Source organism: Vibrio wakamikoensis (genome assembly GCF_050337275.1).
GTDB classification, from domain to species: Bacteria; Pseudomonadota; Gammaproteobacteria; order Enterobacterales; family Vibrionaceae; genus Vibrio; species Vibrio chaetopteri.
Genome location: NZ_JAKJST010000012.1, coordinates 494,402 through 510,676, shown reverse-complemented (window position 1 = coordinate 510,676; position 16,275 = coordinate 494,402). Strand labels below are relative to the sequence as shown.

Annotated in this window: 10 protein-coding genes; 1 reads left to right on the top strand and 9 read right to left on the bottom strand. The window is 43.5% G+C overall.

The window, feature by feature from the left end; genetic code table 11:
• Positions 1-312 precede the first annotated feature (312 nt).
• From L4C42_RS03045 to L4C42_RS03005, 9 genes are all read right to left on the bottom strand, one after another.
• Entirely contained in the window at positions 313-858 is a 546-nt protein-coding gene (locus L4C42_RS03045) for a cell division protein ZapC (RefSeq protein WP_353496159.1), read from the bottom strand.
• 165 nt (positions 859-1,023) lie between these two features.
• Positions 1,024-2,034: a quinone-dependent dihydroorotate dehydrogenase gene (pyrD, locus tag L4C42_RS03040; RefSeq protein ID WP_418642230.1), complete on the bottom strand. Its 1,011-nt coding sequence runs from the start codon at positions 2,032-2,034 to the stop codon at positions 1,024-1,026.
• Between the two features lie 206 nt (positions 2,035-2,240).
• A complete protein-coding gene (locus L4C42_RS03035) occupies positions 2,241-7,085 on the bottom strand; it encodes an NAD-glutamate dehydrogenase (protein WP_353496157.1) in 4,845 nt (1,614 codons plus the stop codon).
• A 157-nt stretch (positions 7,086-7,242) separates the two neighbouring features.
• Positions 7,243-7,461, bottom strand: a complete 219-nt coding sequence (locus tag L4C42_RS03030; RefSeq protein WP_429759274.1) for a DUF2835 domain-containing protein — start codon at positions 7,459-7,461, stop codon at positions 7,243-7,245.
• A 95-nt stretch (positions 7,462-7,556) separates the two neighbouring features.
• On the bottom strand, positions 7,557-10,166 hold the full coding sequence (gene pepN / locus L4C42_RS03025; RefSeq protein WP_353496155.1) for an aminopeptidase N: 2,610 nt from the start codon (positions 10,164-10,166) through the stop codon (positions 7,557-7,559).
• 162 nt (positions 10,167-10,328) lie between these two features.
• A complete protein-coding gene (locus L4C42_RS03020; RefSeq protein WP_353496154.1) occupies positions 10,329-10,991 on the bottom strand; it encodes a hypothetical protein in 663 nt (220 codons plus the stop codon).
• Positions 10,992-11,161: 170 nt separating this feature from the next.
• A complete protein-coding gene (gene prc / locus L4C42_RS03015) occupies positions 11,162-13,165 on the bottom strand; it encodes a carboxy terminal-processing peptidase (protein WP_353496153.1) in 2,004 nt (667 codons plus the stop codon).
• 17 nt (positions 13,166-13,182) lie between these two features.
• The gene (gene proQ / locus L4C42_RS03010) at positions 13,183-13,812 is read right to left on the bottom strand and encodes an RNA chaperone ProQ (RefSeq protein WP_429759271.1); all 630 of its coding nucleotides are present in this window, start codon (positions 13,810-13,812) and stop codon (positions 13,183-13,185) included.
• A 98-nt stretch (positions 13,813-13,910) separates the two neighbouring features.
• On the bottom strand, positions 13,911-14,384 hold the full coding sequence (locus tag L4C42_RS03005; protein ID WP_429759269.1) for a GAF domain-containing protein: 474 nt from the start codon (positions 14,382-14,384) through the stop codon (positions 13,911-13,913).
• Positions 14,385-14,466: 82 nt separating this feature from the next.
• On the opposite strand from L4C42_RS03005, the gene L4C42_RS03000 reads away from it, so the two are divergent.
• Entirely contained in the window at positions 14,467-16,263 is a 1,797-nt protein-coding gene (locus L4C42_RS03000) for an ABC transporter ATP-binding protein (protein WP_429759267.1), read from the top strand.
• The last annotated feature ends 12 nt before the right edge of the window (positions 16,264-16,275 follow it).

Here is a 16,275-nt window from a genome sequence, read left to right as displayed (position 1 = left end):
TGGGGAACTCATTAGTTAATTAGCCCCTATTAAGGGAAATAAAAACGTTACTTTTAGTGGTAAAAAAAAGCGAAATATTTGCTCTGCAACAAGATAGATACGGCAAAACATCGCCGCTTGGATGGTTAAAGAGCTCGCTTGAGGAGTAAAACTGAAGGGGACTTGTAGGTTTTTGGTAAATAGCAGACAAAAAAAATCGGCCAACCAGGCCGATAAATTCTACGAGAAATGAAGGAAACACATATTATTGTTGTTTAAAGCTGCCACTGCTTTTTCTTATAAGGCGCGTTAACGCGCTCTAAGTGCCCCGCTCTAACCTACAAGAGCGATAGGCTGGTTTAATGCGATAAACTGCTGTGCACACGTCATACGGTCGTGCATCACTTTAATGCTTTGGCCAAACGTGACTTGCTTGCTGGCTGTCAAACTGAATGACTCTAAGTCGACTAACGCACACAAACTGGCACTCTCTCCCACTTCCAGAACGATGAAGAAACCTTCTGAATTTGAGTTTACCAATCGAACCAGTTCCCCTTCCTCTGGCTGATAAGAGCCATCTTGGTGGTCGAAGAACCAGCTTTTTGGTTGTACGGGTTTATGAAAGCGCTTGGCTGCCACGCAATACAGCGTTAGTTCAGCCTGTCTAGGCTCTGAGAGCTCAAGTACACTAATTTGGTCTTTAAAGGTTTGAAACGCGGATGCGTCATCGACAGTGAAGTTGTTCTGACCCATCGCGCAGTCGACAAGGAGTTTACGGGAAAGATTGGTTTTAAAAACCATATCGTCTCCCAAGTCCAGCATAAGAGAGTTCTCACTCTCGTCCATATACCAGATCCATGTATCGCTGGGTTTAAGCATCGTTCCGTCTCTATATTTAAAGAATAATCAGACTGTTAGGTAAAACGCTTAATTACCTGTTGGTCAGTTGTTACTAATTCTAAAAACGAATAAACAAAAAAAAAAGGGGAAAACTAATTTCCCCTTTCTCGATTAAAATCTAGTCACTTTGGTAGATGAAAGCGTTTATAGATTCTTAACGATGTCTTTAACAAGTTTTGGACCGTGGTAAATAAAGCCAGAGTAAACTTGCACCAGCGAAGCACCGGCCATCAGTTTCTCTTTTGCAGACACGTACGAGTCAATACCACCAACACCAATGATTGGAAGCTTACCATCAAGGTTTTTCGCTAGAAGGCGCACTACTTCTGTACTGCGAGACTGTACTGGACGGCCGCTCAAGCCACCAGCCTCATTGGCGTGCTTCATACCTTCTACGACAGAGCGATCCAATGTTGTATTGGTGGCGATCACACCGTCAATTTGGTTCTTGATCAATGAATCGCAGATTTGGCTAATCTCGTCATCACTTAGATCCGGCGCGATCTTCAGTGCAAGAGGTACATATTTACCATGCTTTTCAGCCAATTCTGACTGTTTTGTTTTCAGCTCAGCAAGGAGTTCATCCAGTGCTTCACCGTATTGCAAACTACGAAGCCCAGGAGTGTTAGGAGATGAGATGTTTACAGCAATGTAGCCCGCGTGCTCGTAAACCTTCTCCATACAGATAATATAGTCTTCAGCACCCTTCTCGATTGGCGTATCTTTATTTTTACCAATGTTGATACCGATGATTCCGTCATATTTTGCTTTCTTAACGTTCTCTACCAGATTATCAACGCCCAAGTTATTGAAACCCATTCGGTTGATAATACCTTCAGCTTCTACCAAGCGGAACAGGCGTGGTTTGTCATTACCTGACTGTGGGCGTGGTGTTACCGTACCAACTTCAACAAAACCAAAGCCCATAGCGCCGAATGCTTCGATACATTCGCCGTTTTTGTCTAAGCCTGCAGCTAGACCCACAGGGTTTTTAAACGTCAAACCCATGCATTCTACTGGTCGATTTGGTAATTGTTGGCGATAAGCGAGATCAAGTGGTGTGCCGGTGAAGCGCTTGAAGTTTTGAATAGCGAGATCGTGAGCCTTTTCGGCATCAAGTTGGAAAAAGCCAGTTCTGGCAAGACGGTAAAGCATTGTGCCTCCGATAGAAAACCCGTGTAAACGGGGCGGTATTATTTACTGATTCGCCTAAACATGCAATCAAGATTTGTCTTTATCGAAAAAAAGCAAACGTTTCGCATAAGATTCAATCAAATTTACGTTACACCGTCACCAAATTTGATGCTTGATACAAAAAAGCGCCCCTAAGAGCGCTTATCTTTTGATATCAGGCAGTTAACCTATAGATTATTTGCACAGTTCAGGTTTAACAAACTGAGTTCGCGCAGTGCTACCGAGAACTTAGCGAACTCGTGTACATTCCCCACTTTGAACTCATTGAGAATATTTTCCCACCGTTGAAGGCTATGTGTATTGGTATCCATCCAGTTATCAAGTGACAGTATCACGTCTTCTGAATCTCCCCCACAACCACATCGCAATACTTGAGCAGTCAACAAACGCTGCTGCCAATCAAGATCTTCACGGAATGCCGCTCTTGCCAATGCTTGCCAGTTATTATCAACTGCTTGGCCGTTGATTTGATTCAAGAACCAATGCAGTGATAATCGATCACCTAAGTGGAAGTAAAGTTTCGACGCTCGTTCAACTTCAAAGCTCGCTTCAGCTGCAATTTCAGCGATATCTACTGCAGAAAGTAAGCTAGATAAACGCGACACATAGTTCGCAAGTTCGCTACCTACCCCTTGCTCAACCCATACTTGCGCTAATTCATGATGCTCTTCAACTTCTTCGGCCACCAAACATTTCTCAAGAGTTTGCTCAACCTTAATAACGTCTTCACGATAACGGGCAACCAACTCTTCTACCGACTGCTTACCCGGACGGTTACGCAGAATCCAGCGAGCCAATCTACGCAGCGTTCTGCGAACAATAAACAACAATTCATACTGTGCTTCAGAGCTCGCGACATTATCTAACTTTCTAATTTGCTCAAAAGTATAAGCAAAGCCGTAGATTTCTCGAGACGCCGCGTACGCATTCGCAATATCGACCACGGTTGCACCTGTTTCTTCTTGCAATCGAGTCACAAAGTTACAGCCCATCTCGTTAACCATCTGATTTGCAAGCATAGTTGAGATAATTTCTGCGCGCAGTGGATGATTTGGCATACTTTCTAAGTAGTTACGGCGTAACTCTGATGGAAAGTACTGAGTCAGTTGTTGTTGATGATATGGGTCATTCGCGATGTCATCTGTCACCAACTCCTCTTTCAGCACCATCTTACCGTAAGCCACCAGCACGGAAAGCTCAGGACGAGTCATACCAATCCCTTGTTTCTCACGCTCTAGCAGATCTTCATCCGATGGAATGTATTCTAGAGCACGATCCAAATGCCCCGCCTTCTCTAGCGTATGGATAAAGCGGATCTGCTCTTTTACCAGAGAGACACCTTGGAATTCTGTCACCGAAATCGATTCAGATTGGCAGTAAGCATCATCCAACACAATCTCGCCAACTTCATCTTCCATAGATTCCAAGATTTGGTTGCGCTGCTTGACCGTTAGATCGCCATTTGAAACAAGACCATTCAAGAAGATCTTAATGTTGACCTCATTATCCGAGCAATCAACACCGCCAACATTATCGACAAAGTCGGTATTTACACGACCACCCGCCAGTGCGTATTCAATACGACCCAGCTGTGTCATACCTAAGTTACCGCCTTCGCCAACAACTTTAGCTCTAAGCTCGCTACCATTGATACGCAGCACATCATTCGCGCGGTCGCCCACATCGGTGTGCGTTTCAGAACTCGCCTTCACATAAGTACCAATACCACCATTCCATAGCAGATCCACTTCCATGCCCAGAATCATCTTAATAAGATCATTAGGTGCAACAGACGCTTTCTTAGTACCAAGCATTTTTTGGATTTCTGGGGTCAATTTGATCGATTTAGCGCGGCGAGCAAAGACACCACCACCTTTAGAGATCAACTTAGGATCGTAGTCTTCCCAACTAGAGCGTGGAAGATCAAACAGTCGCTTGCGCTCATCCCAACTCTTCGCAGAAGACACCGGATTTGGGTCAATAAAGATGTGCATGTGGTTAAAGGCGGCTTTTAGCTTGATATGTTTGGAAAGCAGCATCCCGTTACCAAATACATCCCCTGCCATGTCACCAACACCAATGGCCGTAAAGTCTTCGTTTTGGCAATCGATGCCCATTTCACGGAAATGGCGTTTCACCGACTCCCAACCACCTTTTGCGGTAATACCCATGGCTTTGTGGTCATAGCCATTTGAACCACCGGAAGCAAATGCATCCCCTAGCCAGAAGTTATACTCATCTGATACTGAGTTCGCTAAATCTGAGAAGGTTGCAGTACCTTTGTCGGCAGCAACAACTAAGTATGGGTCGTCCTCATCGTGTCTTACTACACTCTTAGGTGGAACCACTTCCCCTTCAATGATGTTGTCCGACACATCCAATAGTGCTCGAATGAACTGTTTATAGCAGCGCTGGCCTTCAGCAAAGATCTCGTCTCGGCTAGAGAGTTGTGGCTGACGCTTACAAACGAAGCCGCCTTTTGCACCAACTGGAACAATGACAGTGTTTTTAACTTGTTGCGCTTTCACCAAACCAAGAATCTCGGTTCTGAAGTCTTCTTGACGATCTGACCAGCGAAGACCACCACGAGCAACTTTGCCACCACGAAGATGCACACCTTCAATGTCTGGGGCATAAACGAAGATCTCAAACGCTGGCACTGGTGCTGGAATTTCAGGAATTTTCTTGGGCTCTAGTTTGAGCGATAACCATGGCTTATGCTCACCGGCTTTGTCTTTCTGGTAGTAGTTAGTGCGAAGTGTTGCAGAAATCATTTCGACATAACGACGGATAATACGGTCGTCATCCAAGCTATCGACTTTATCGAGCTGCTTATTGATTTTCTCAATCACACGCTGTTGACCTTTCTTACTGCCTTTTAGTGACGGCATGAAACGCTGGGTAAACAGTTCAACAAGATCTTTCGCCAGCTCTGGGTAGTGATTCAGAGTATCTTCAATGTAGTGCTGACTGAATGGGAAGCCAACTTGGCGCATGTAGCGAGCATAAGCACGGAGAATAGAAACTTCTCTACCAGTTAAACCCGAGCCTAGCACAAGTCGGTTAAAGCCATCGCTTTCAAGATCGCCAGACCAAATTGCGGCAAAGGCTTGCTGGAAGCGATCTCTTGCTTCACGAAGATCCACTTCTGCGTCGCTCTTATGAAGCATTGAGAAATCAAGGATCCAATATGTACCGCCGTCAGTTTTAACGATCTCGTATGGCGATTCACCGATCACTCGTAACCCAAGATTCTCCAGCATTGGCATGACATCAGATAGATGGATTGGCTCATCACGGTGGTAAAGTTTAAGGCGCACGGCCTTAGAATTGGCTGACTCTTCTTGAGGGCGGTAGAAAAGCATACCTAATTTGTTGTCTTCATCTAGCGCTTCAAGACGTTCAATGTCTGCCACCGCCGATGTTGGCATCATGTCTTCTTTATATGAACGCGGGAATGCTTTTGAATACACCTTAGAGAGCGGCAACCCTTTACTTTCACCAAAGTTAGCAACGATAGCGTCAGACAAACGGTCATCCCAAGAAGCGGATACCTCCATTAGGTTTCGTTCAATCGCCTTCACATCTACATCCATGTTGTTGTTATCTACCCTAACGATATAGTGGGTTCTTGCCAGTGGACTCTCTGAGAAGTAAGTCGTAAATTCAACCTCTTGCTCAATACCAAAATAGTTTTTCAGGATCCGTTGCGTGTCTTTTCTAAGCTGTGTGTTGTAACGATCTTTACTCACGTAAACCATGCAGCTGAAAAAGCGCCCAAACGGATCTTTACGCACAAACAATCGGATCAAATCACGATCCTGCATTTGCACTACGCCCATACCTATCTCAAGCAGTTCTTCTTCTTTCGCTTGAAGTAGCTCATCACGTGGGTAATTTTCAAGAATGTTTCTCAATGCTTTGTAAGAGTACGAACCATCTCGATAACCGCTTGCCGATAAGATACGTTCTACTTTTTCGCGGATAAGTGGAATAGTTGAAACGCTCTGGTTGTACACGGCAGAGGTATAAAGACCAGTAAATCGATGTTCGCCAATTACCTTGCCGTTAGCGTCGAATTTTTTGATGCCTACATAGTCGGTATAAGCAGGTCTGTGAATGCGGCTTGCTTTGTTACCTTTTGTCAGGATGAGTAGGAACGGCTTTTTCGCTTCTAAGCGCGCCGAATCAGAAAATTCAGAAATCTTCACCGAGCGAACGCGATCTGCTTTCGAGAACAAGCCAAGTCCTGGCTCATCGGTTGGTTTTAATACTGAATCCCCTTCTTCACTAATAAGATCAAATTCTTTGTATCCCATGAATGTGAAGTTGTGATCACCCAGCCACTCTAAGTATGCAATCGTCTCATCAAAACGATCCGCTTCTAATGGCAGCTTGCTTTTGTTTTTTACTAGGTCTTTCGTAATTTGCTTGAGCTTATCTGACATTGACTCCCATTCGTTGACCACCAAACTGGTGTCTTCAAAAATGGCAATCAGTTCATCTTTAAGCGCAGTCATTTCTGATTTTTCACTCAGCCTATCCACCTCGATATGGAAGACTGATTGAAGATGCCCTTTCCCTTCATTGACCGAAGTAATTTGGCCTTGATCATTTCTCTCAAACTGAGTTGGGCCATGCAGCATAATATGACATGTAAGATCGACACGATTGAGTGCCATTTTTACAGAGTCGACTAAGAATGGAGAATCTGGCACTGCAATTTCAACAATAGTATGAGTTGACTGCCAACCGTGACGACTCACCGTCGGGTTGAATACTCGAACAGAAATCTCATCGTATTTTTTCTCGTTGAGATGATGCCAAAGGCTCACAGCGGCACCATACAGGTCTGACTCGTTTCTCTGTAGCAAATCGTCAGGGGAAACGTTACTAAAAATGTGTTTGGCAAGTTTAGTCACTAATGGCTGATTGACGCCTTCTACTTTAGATTCAATCAGTTGATAAACTTTCTCCAGTAGAACCGGAACAACGGGTTCGCGCGTGGTCATAATAACGCTCCACTTTTTTGTTTTTATGAGGGATGTAGGCTTGTCTTTATTGTAAAAGTTTTATTGAGAAAGGGTTAATAAAAAATATGGTATGTGACAGGAAAATGTTTGATTGTGTGACTGATGCACTTATTCATATCACTAGTAATGGCGGAAGTTACAGTGATTCTAACCGTAAAAACTTGTTGTTTTGGTCAGTTGTCAACCTGAAGCGTCCTTTTAGACCTAATTGTGTTAAAAACGGACGAAATCTTGTCGCTGGTAGCTGTAATCTCAATCCTTGATCGGTACAAACCAAAACACTGTATGCATGACCAGTATAGTGTGTAACGTACTGTTGATAGCTAATATTTAGACTGAAATAGTAATGTTTCATGACCTGGAGATAGGTTTGTGATTAAAAAATGATCAATTTATCTAAAGTGAAGAAAATACCCATACCTGTACAAATATACAGGTATGGGTTAAAGATTAAGATTCTAGCGCTTTCGTGACTTTTTCAAACAAGTCTTTAGCTAGGTTATCAAGACCTTTCAACTTCTCGAGCTCTAGCGTTATCAATGCTTGGCGTTCACTATCGTACTTCTTCAGTTTTAGAAGTGGGTCGATTAAGCGCGAGGCCACTTGAGGGTTAGATTCATTCAGTTGCGTTAGAATTTCACCAGCAAACTGATAGCCTTTACCCGATTTATCATGGAAACGGCGTGGGTTCATGTTTAGGAATGAGCCAATTAAGCTGCGAGTGCGGTTAGGATTACTTAAGCTAAATGCTTTATGTGACATACAAGCTTTGACATTTACCAGCGCATCTTTCGACGGATTCGCACCTTGCAAAGCAAACCACTTATCCATAACCAAACCATCGTGGCTCCATTTTTCACTGTAGTCAGACATGATTTCTTCACGGAATGTAAGTGATGCACTGTTTGCAGCGCTCATTGCAGCAATAGTGTCGGTCATGTTGTTCGCCGATTGGTACTGGTCTTTAGCAAGATGTGCGTACTCTGGTACATTCACCAAATATTGAAGACACAGATTACGCAACGAACGCTTACCAATAGCAGCGTGCTCAATAGTGTAATCAGCTTGCGCGAGTGTATGGTAAAGCGCAGACATTTCATCTTGCAGTTCCGATGCTAAAGCAAGTTTGATCCCTTTAAGTACATCACACACTGCATCAACATCTACTGTCTCATACCAACCTGCCACTTCATTGAAGCTCGGTAGCGATAATGCTTCAGCAATAAAGGCTGGCTCAAGTTCACTATTTAGCACTACACCTCTAAAAGCATCTACCACCAATTCTGGAAGTTCAACGTTAGCGCCTTTTTGCACCGCTTCTACATTTGACTTAATGTATTTCGCCAGCAACATTTGACCGGCATCCCACTTAGCAAAGTCATTGCGAGCGTGAATCATCAAGAAAGCCAACTGTTCATCGCTGTACTCAAAGTTCAAGCGCACTGGTGCAGAGAATTCTCGAAGCATTGAAGGAACTGGTTTGCTTGAGATATTTTCGAACACAAAACTTTGCTCAGATTCGGTAATGTTTAGCACATTGCCGCAAAGCTCTCCGTTACGCTGTAACTCGAAAACTTTTCCTTGTTCATCATACAGTTCTACGTCAAATGGAATGTGCAGTGCCTGCTTTTCTGCCTGATCTTGTGTTGCCGGTGTCGTCTGCTTCACGCTTAATGTATAGGTGTATGCAGCTTCATCATATTGTTCAGTAACAGACACCGTTGGTGTACCCGACTGGCTATACCATAAACGGAACTGATTAAGATCGATACCTGATGCATCTTCCATCGCTGCAACAAAGTTTTCACAGGTTGCTGCTGTACCATCATGGCGTTCAAAGTAAAGTTTCATGCCCGCTTGGAACTTATCTTCACCCAACAAGGTATGCATCATTCGAATAACTTCACTGCCCTTTTCGTAAACCGTTAAAGTGTAGAAGTTATTCATTTCAATCACTTTGTCTGGACGAATTGGGTGTGACATTGGACTCGCGTCTTCGGCAAACTGAGGGCCACGAATGATACGTACGTTGTTGATACGATTTACCGAACGTGAACCTAAGTCAGACGAAAACTCTTGATCACGGAATACAGTCAAACCTTCTTTCAGGCTTAGTTGGAACCAGTCACGGCAAGTCACTCGGTTACCAGTCCAGTTGTGAAAATATTCATGACCAATTACTGCTTCGATACCAAGGTAATCGGTATCCGTCGCTGTTTGGTCATTAGCCAAAACAAACTTAGAGTTGAAGACGTTTAGGCCTTTGTTTTCCATCGCACCCATGTTGAAGAAATCGACAGCAACGATCATGTAAATATCAAGATCGTATTCCAGACCAAAACGCTCTTCATCCCATTTCATGGAGTTGATAAGCGAAACCATCGCATGGTTGGCGCGATCTAAGTTGCCTTTATCGACAAAAATCTCTAGTGCTACATCGCGACCAGAGCGCGTGGTGTATTTGTCACGCAATACATCAAAGTCACCCGCAACCAGAGCAAAAAGATAAGATGGCTTCGGATGCGGATCTTCCCATGCCACAAAATGCTTACCATTTTCTAACTGACCTTCCTCGATCTTATTACCGTTGCTTAGCAGGTATGGGAAGCTTTCTTTATCTGCAATCACTTTCGTCGTGTATTTCGCCAGAACATCTGGTCTGTCGAGGAAATAAGTAATACGACGGAAACCTTCTGCTTCACATTGAGTGCAGTACGCGCCGTCTGAAATATACAAACCTTCTAGCGCGGTATTTGTTGAAGGTGAAATGATATTCTCAATCGCGAGTTCAAACTCTTCCGGCAGGTTATGAATCGCTAAGCCGGTATCTGTCTGCGCATAGTCTTGCCAAACTTGTCCGTTGACACTGATTTGTACTAACTCAATACCTTCGCCGTCAAGCGTTAACGTTGTTTCATTTGCCATCTGTTTAACTTGAGAGATAGCTGTAACACGAGTTTGAGTTTCGTGAAGATCGAAAGTAAGGTTTACATCTGTGATAGTGTGCGAAGGTGATTGATAGTCACTTCGGTATTTGGCTTTAGGTGCTGACTCCGTCATCCTTTAGTCCTTGTCTTTATTATTTGTTAGCAGAATATTGAAATATTGCTGAATCGCGTCGATTATACTCCGACAGACAAAGGTTTGCAGACAATGTTTACAAAGCAAGACACAAAAAAAGCGCCAACGTGAGTTGACGCTCAAATGTTTTATAAACTTTTGTTAACGAATACGATTTAACACCGCAAACATATCACCATCTTCAACTTCTAAAGTGAGTTCATCTTGATCTAGTGTATATGTAGCATCGTGTTCACCATCTTGATAAAGAAGTACGATATGATCATCTTCGGTGTAGTAAACACCGCTATGAATGGCTTCGCTACCTTCGCTTGAACTTACACGAAATGTAAACACAAAATCCGGCTGTAGAATTAGATCCATGCGAGCGATATCTTGAGCGTGTTTGTCATCACCCGAGACACTCACCGATGACCAAATTCCAGCAAGCGAGTTAGAGAGCGCTTTGGTAAAGACAACCCCATTAAGGTTGAGCATATTGTGATTACCACTGTAACTGTAGACTTGTGGCTCATCGGAGTTTAAGCCAAGAATGATGGTATCTTCGTTAGCAGTAAACAAACCTTCCCAATGTTCAATACTGTAATCTTGTTTTTGAATATCAATGCTAAACGAATAGTTAGATTGAAGTGTTAGTTTGATGGCCAGAAAGGCATCCGGTGATTCACCTGGACTGGGATTGACTAAATACCAATCTCCAAGCAAAAACGGCTGATCAAATTGTGTTAAGTCATTATTATCTTTGCGTGTTTCCGACAATACTCCAAACGAAAAAACACACAGGATTAGCGTAATCCATCTCATATGTATCCCCCTCACCAGTACTTAAAGCTTAGGAGGCTTAATACGAGATTGCTAAATATTTTGATCTAAATCACGGTTTTTAATTTTAAGTATCAGAATTGAGGCAGCTTTCATGCGGGTGAAAAAAAACGAGCGTTGCCGCTCGTTTCTATTGGTAACCAGCATAAAGCTTACGCTTTACTGTTAACAAGATCGACAGTGATTGCTACCGCCTCATCCAAGTAAGCATCTGGCACTTCGTAGTCTTTTGGAATGTCATCAAGCGTTGCATAAGGTTTTTCACCTGCTGCTTTCTGGCGTTGATTAACGCGCTCCAAACGACGAACGTCTGATTCATCACTTTCTTGTTTACGTGCTGCTTCACTTAAAGACAATGTCTTATCGTCTTTTTCTGCTTTGTACTTGGCAATGTCTTCAGCAATAAAGCCGTATTCCATATCCGTAGCAATGCGTTTTTCGTGAGCAGCCTTTAATGATGCGATTACTTCATCGTTACGTTGTAACTGTGTGTATTTCGCTTTATCAATGCTGTCCCAAGGTAGAGCGTTATCTTCAACACTCTCTCCTGTTTCCGCAGGATCAACCGCCGTCGGGAAAGCTACATCTGGCACTACACCACGGTTTTGAGTACTACCACCGTCGATGCGATAGAACTTCTGGATGGTGTATTGAACATAACCAAGCTCTTTATCGAACAAGTCATAGATATGATTTAGCGAACGATGCTGCTGAACCGTACCTTTACCGAATGAGTTCTCACCCAAAACAATAGCTCGACCGTAATCTTGCAACGCTGCGGCGAAAATCTCAGAGGCTGATGCACTGTAGCGATTGACCAGAACCGTCATTGGACCTTGATAGCTGATTTTGCCATCAGTATCGCTGTTCACATTGACACGACCATAGCTATCGCGAACTTGAACAACTGGACCACTTTCAATGAAAAGACCCGACAGTGCTGTTGCTTCTGTTAACGCGCCGCCTCCGTTGTTTCGAAGATCAACGATGATGCCATCAACGCCTTTTTCTTTGAGCTCAGTAATCAGTTTGTCAGTATCTTTAGAAAGCCCTACGTAAAAGCTAGGGACTTCAATCACACCTATCTTCTTGCCATCTTTCTCAATGATTTCTGACTTAACCGCTCGGTCTTCAAGACGGATCTTGTCACGAACAATCTCTACAACTGACGCCTTAGCATCTTTACCTTCAGGAAGAATTTGCAGTTTAACTTTGGTGCCTTTAGGCCCCTTGATTAGTTGTACAACATCATCCAAACGCCAACCGATAACATCAACAATGTCTTCACCATCTTGTCCGACACCAATGATGCGGTCACCTTCGCCAAGCTGTTTGCTTTTCGATGCAGGACCACCAGCAACCAGAGAGCGGATAACCGTATAGTCGTCCGTCAATTGCAGCACCGCACCAATTCCTTCAAGAGAAAGATTCATCTCTGATTGAAATTGCTCTGCAGAACGTGGTGACAGGTAGCTAGTATGAGGATCCACCTCACGCGCGAAGGCATTCATGTAAATCTGAAACGCATCTTCGTTGTGTGATTGAGTAAGGCGTTTAATCGCATTGTTGTAACGCTTGCCCAATGTCTCTTTGATTTCGTCCCAATCTTTACCAGCAAGTTTGAGGTTCAAAGCATCATATTTGACGCGCTTGCGCCACAACTCATCAAGCTCTGCCTCGTCTTTAGGCCATTCAGCCTCTGAACGATCAAGAGTGATTGCCTCATCAACGTCAAACTTCATCTCTTTGCCTAACAAAGAAAGTGCGTAGACAAAACGGTCATAGCGTTTCTGCATTGAGAGATTGTAAACATCAAACGCAATCTGGTTGTTACCAGCCTTCAATTGATCATCGAGCTTTGATGACCAAGCGTCGAACTTATCAATGTCAGATTGGGTAAAAATGTTGCGATTGTAGTCGAGCATTTCCAAATAACGAGCAAATATCGCCTTTGAAAATTCATCATCTAAAGTGAAATGCTTGTAGTGAGAACGAGTGAATCGAGATGTCACACGTTTACTGGCGGTCTCATGCTGAGCTTCTGGAGCTAAAGTAGGAATTTTTGATTTTTCGTACTTTGCTTCAATGGCTTGAGCCGAAGAAGCTGCTAGCCAAAGGCTAGCAGCGATTAAAGATACTTTTGAACGGCACTTCATGCGTAGGAATATCTCCTTTATGCGCGCAGGTGCTCCGCTTTAACAACCATTTGTAGGCCATTTATTAGCTGAACGCGCACATCTTCCTTATTGATTTCAACAATGGTCGCAGCCATGTTCCCTTTGCCCATGTTTACGTTTACTTGCTTACCGATGATCATCTCATCTGCATTCAAAGCGCGCGTTTCAACTGGCTTACTTACTTTCGCTGTTTTCTTTGCAGTCTGTGGCTTACGTGCACCTTGAGGCTTTTTAGCTTTAGGTTTCGCTTTACCTTCTTCACGAGCTTTTTGAGCTTGTTCTTTACGACGAGCAGCAACTTTTGCCTTGCTTTCTGCTAGCGTCGCTTTTGCGTGCTCTACGTGCTCTTCTTCTAATACACCACAATCGTTACCATCAAGATCAACACGCACTGCTCCAAGTTTAACACCGTGTAGGTAACGCCAAGAAGAAGTGTATTGTCTTAACGCTGCACGTAGCTGAGTCTTGCTTACTTTCTCATCATCTTTTAGACGCTCAGCAAGATCTTGAAAGATACCAATTTTAAGTGGTTTCGCTTCACCTTCTACAGTAAAGCATTTAGGGAAACATTCAGCAATATACGCGATAATTTCTTTGCTGTTCTTCAACTTCTCAGTGTTTTCCATGTGGGTTCCTGGTTAATGCGGTTATCCGCGAAGCATTAAGAAAAATATTCTTGGTATTATAGTGACCTGCAATAGAAAAACCACAGGCAAATGTGATTTTAGCCCACGTTTGTACGGGAATTAAGCACCTTTTGTACGGAATCCATGAACTTGGTTAATCCCTCTTCATCAATTTCGTTGAATCGACCAATACTTGGGCTATCAATGTCCAGTACCCCGGCAATCTCACCATTTATCGAAAACGGAATTACGATCTCAGAATTACTCGCAGCGTCACACGCAATATGACCTTCAAACGCATGAACATCGTATACACGTTGTACCGTATTGGTTGCAGCGGCTGTGCCACAAACGCCTCGGCCTACGGGAATACGCACACAAGCCGGTTTCCCTTGGAATGGACCAAGAACGAGTTCGCCTTGTTTCATCAAATAAAAGCCAGCCCAGTTAAGGTCTTCTAACTCCATGAATAGAAGTGCACTAATATTAGAAAGGTTAGCGATGAAGTCGGTTTCCGATTCGATGAGCGCAACCGCCTGTTTTGTAAGACGCTCATAGTTGTCTAAATTCATGATATTTCCATTAATAGCTTTCAAATTCCAACGATAAACGTACAATGCCAACAAAATAGAAATAGGAACCATTCTCAAAAGCATGCCGAATACCAAAGACACTATTAGCCGTTCCTGGTTGATAACTCAAGTAAAAAATCACAAGCCACGTTTAATTGTTGCTAATCTCATCGCGATTATCGCTACGCTGATTAGCGTCCCTATTCCGCTATTGATGCCCTTAATGGTTGATGAAGTTCTTCTAGACCAACCTGCCAGTGGCCTTGCTATGATGAACACCTTCATGCTCGATAGCTGGCAAACTCCTATCGGTTATATTGCGATGACCTTAGTGCTGGTGGTACTCATGCGCACAGTCAGCCAAGGTTTAAACATTCTGCAGGGACGTCAATTCACCTTAGTGTCTAAGACCATTACCTATCAAATCCGCTGCAAAATGATCGATAAGCTCGGACGAATTAGCATCGCTCAGTACGAAACCCGCGGCAGCGGTGGTATTAACGCCCACCTTATTACCGATATCGAAACAATCGACCAGTTCATCGGCTCCACACTGAGTAAGTTCATTATTAGTTTTCTCACTGTGATCGGCACTGCTATTGTTTTGCTGTGGTTAGACTGGCGTCTGGGCTTGTTTATTTTGTTGGTTAACCCTGTAGTGGTTTACTTCTCAAAGAAACTGGGCGGTATGGTTAAGCATCTTAAAAAGCGAGAAAACCAGGCTTTTGAAAAGTTTCAAAATCGTTTAGTCGAAACACTAGATGGCATCTATCAATTACGCGCAGCTAACCGAGAGCGTGACTTTTTAAATCAATTAAAAGAGCATGCCAATGAAGTAAGATCCAATGCCGACAAATATGCCTGGCAGTCGGAAGCTGCAGGTCGACTCTCTTTCTTGCTGTTCCTGATTGGTTTTGAACTTTTTAGAGCCGTAGCCATGGTGATGGTTCTATTTAGTGATTTGACCATCGGACAGATTTTTGCCGTCTTCGGTTACTTGTGGTTTATGTTGGGGCCTGTTCAAGAGCTGCTGAGCATTCAGTTTTCTTGGTACAGCGCCAAAGCTGCTCTTAACCGCATCAATACCCTGCTCGACCTCGATGAAGAGCCACAAATCGTCAGTAAAATTAATCCATTTGTCGACAACACCCAAGTCGATGTTGCGATTGAAAACGTGGTGTTCTCCTATAACTCAGAAAAGGATGTCCTCAAACGGTTGAGCTTGAGCATACCCGCAGGAAAGAAAGTAGCCTTAGTTGGAGCCAGTGGTGGCGGCAAGTCAACACTCATCCAGTTACTTATTGGCGTGTATAAGCAAAACCAAGGCATTGTCAAGTTCAATGGATTTGACACAAATGACATAGGCTTTGACATTATTCGAGATAAAATTGCTGTTGTTTTACAGCAACCTATACTCTTTAATGACAGCTTAAGGCATAATTTGACTCTTGGAAAAGAGTACGATGACTTCTCCATATGGAATGCGCTGAAAGTAGCGCAGCTTCAAGATGTCACGGATCAGCTTGTTGATGGTCTAGAAACTCAAATTGGCAAAAATGGCATTCGGCTGTCAGGCGGTCAAAGACAGCGCTTGGCAATCGCTCGCATGATTCTAAGCGATCCGCAGTTTGTGATTTTGGATGAAGCGACTTCAGCGCTCGACACAGCAACAGAGGCAGCTCTACATAAAGCGCTTAGTGAGTTTTTAAAAGATCGCACAACGCTTATTGTTGCGCACAGGCTCTCTGCGGTGAAACAAGCAGACCTCATCTATGTACTCGAAGATGGTCAGGTAACACAATCAGGAACCCATATTGAATTGGTCGAAAAAGAAGGTCTGTACCAAACCTTGTACGGTACTGTGCAGTCAGCAAGCTAACGTTACCCATAC

Coding starts and splice junctions, on each gene's coding strand:
- L4C42_RS03045 (WP_353496159.1), bottom strand. CDS start 858: ATGCTTAAACCCAGCGATACATGGATCTGGTATATGGACGAGAGTGAG.
- pyrD (WP_418642230.1), bottom strand. CDS start 2,034: ATGCTTTACCGTCTTGCCAGAACTGGCTTTTTCCAACTTGATGCCGAA.
- L4C42_RS03035 (WP_353496157.1), bottom strand. CDS start 7,085: ATGACCACGCGCGAACCCGTTGTTCCGGTTCTACTGGAGAAAGTTTAT.
- L4C42_RS03030 (WP_429759274.1), bottom strand. CDS start 7,461: ATGAAACATTACTATTTCAGTCTAAATATTAGCTATCAACAGTACGTT.
- pepN (WP_353496155.1), bottom strand. CDS start 10,166: ATGACGGAGTCAGCACCTAAAGCCAAATACCGAAGTGACTATCAATCA.
- L4C42_RS03020 (WP_353496154.1), bottom strand. CDS start 10,991: ATGAGATGGATTACGCTAATCCTGTGTGTTTTTTCGTTTGGAGTATTG.
- prc (WP_353496153.1), bottom strand. CDS start 13,165: ATGAAGTGCCGTTCAAAAGTATCTTTAATCGCTGCTAGCCTTTGGCTA.
- proQ (WP_429759271.1), bottom strand. CDS start 13,812: ATGGAAAACACTGAGAAGTTGAAGAACAGCAAAGAAATTATCGCGTAT.
- L4C42_RS03005 (WP_429759269.1), bottom strand. CDS start 14,384: ATGAATTTAGACAACTATGAGCGTCTTACAAAACAGGCGGTTGCGCTC.
- L4C42_RS03000 (WP_429759267.1), top strand. CDS start 14,467: ATGCCGAATACCAAAGACACTATTAGCCGTTCCTGGTTGATAACTCAA.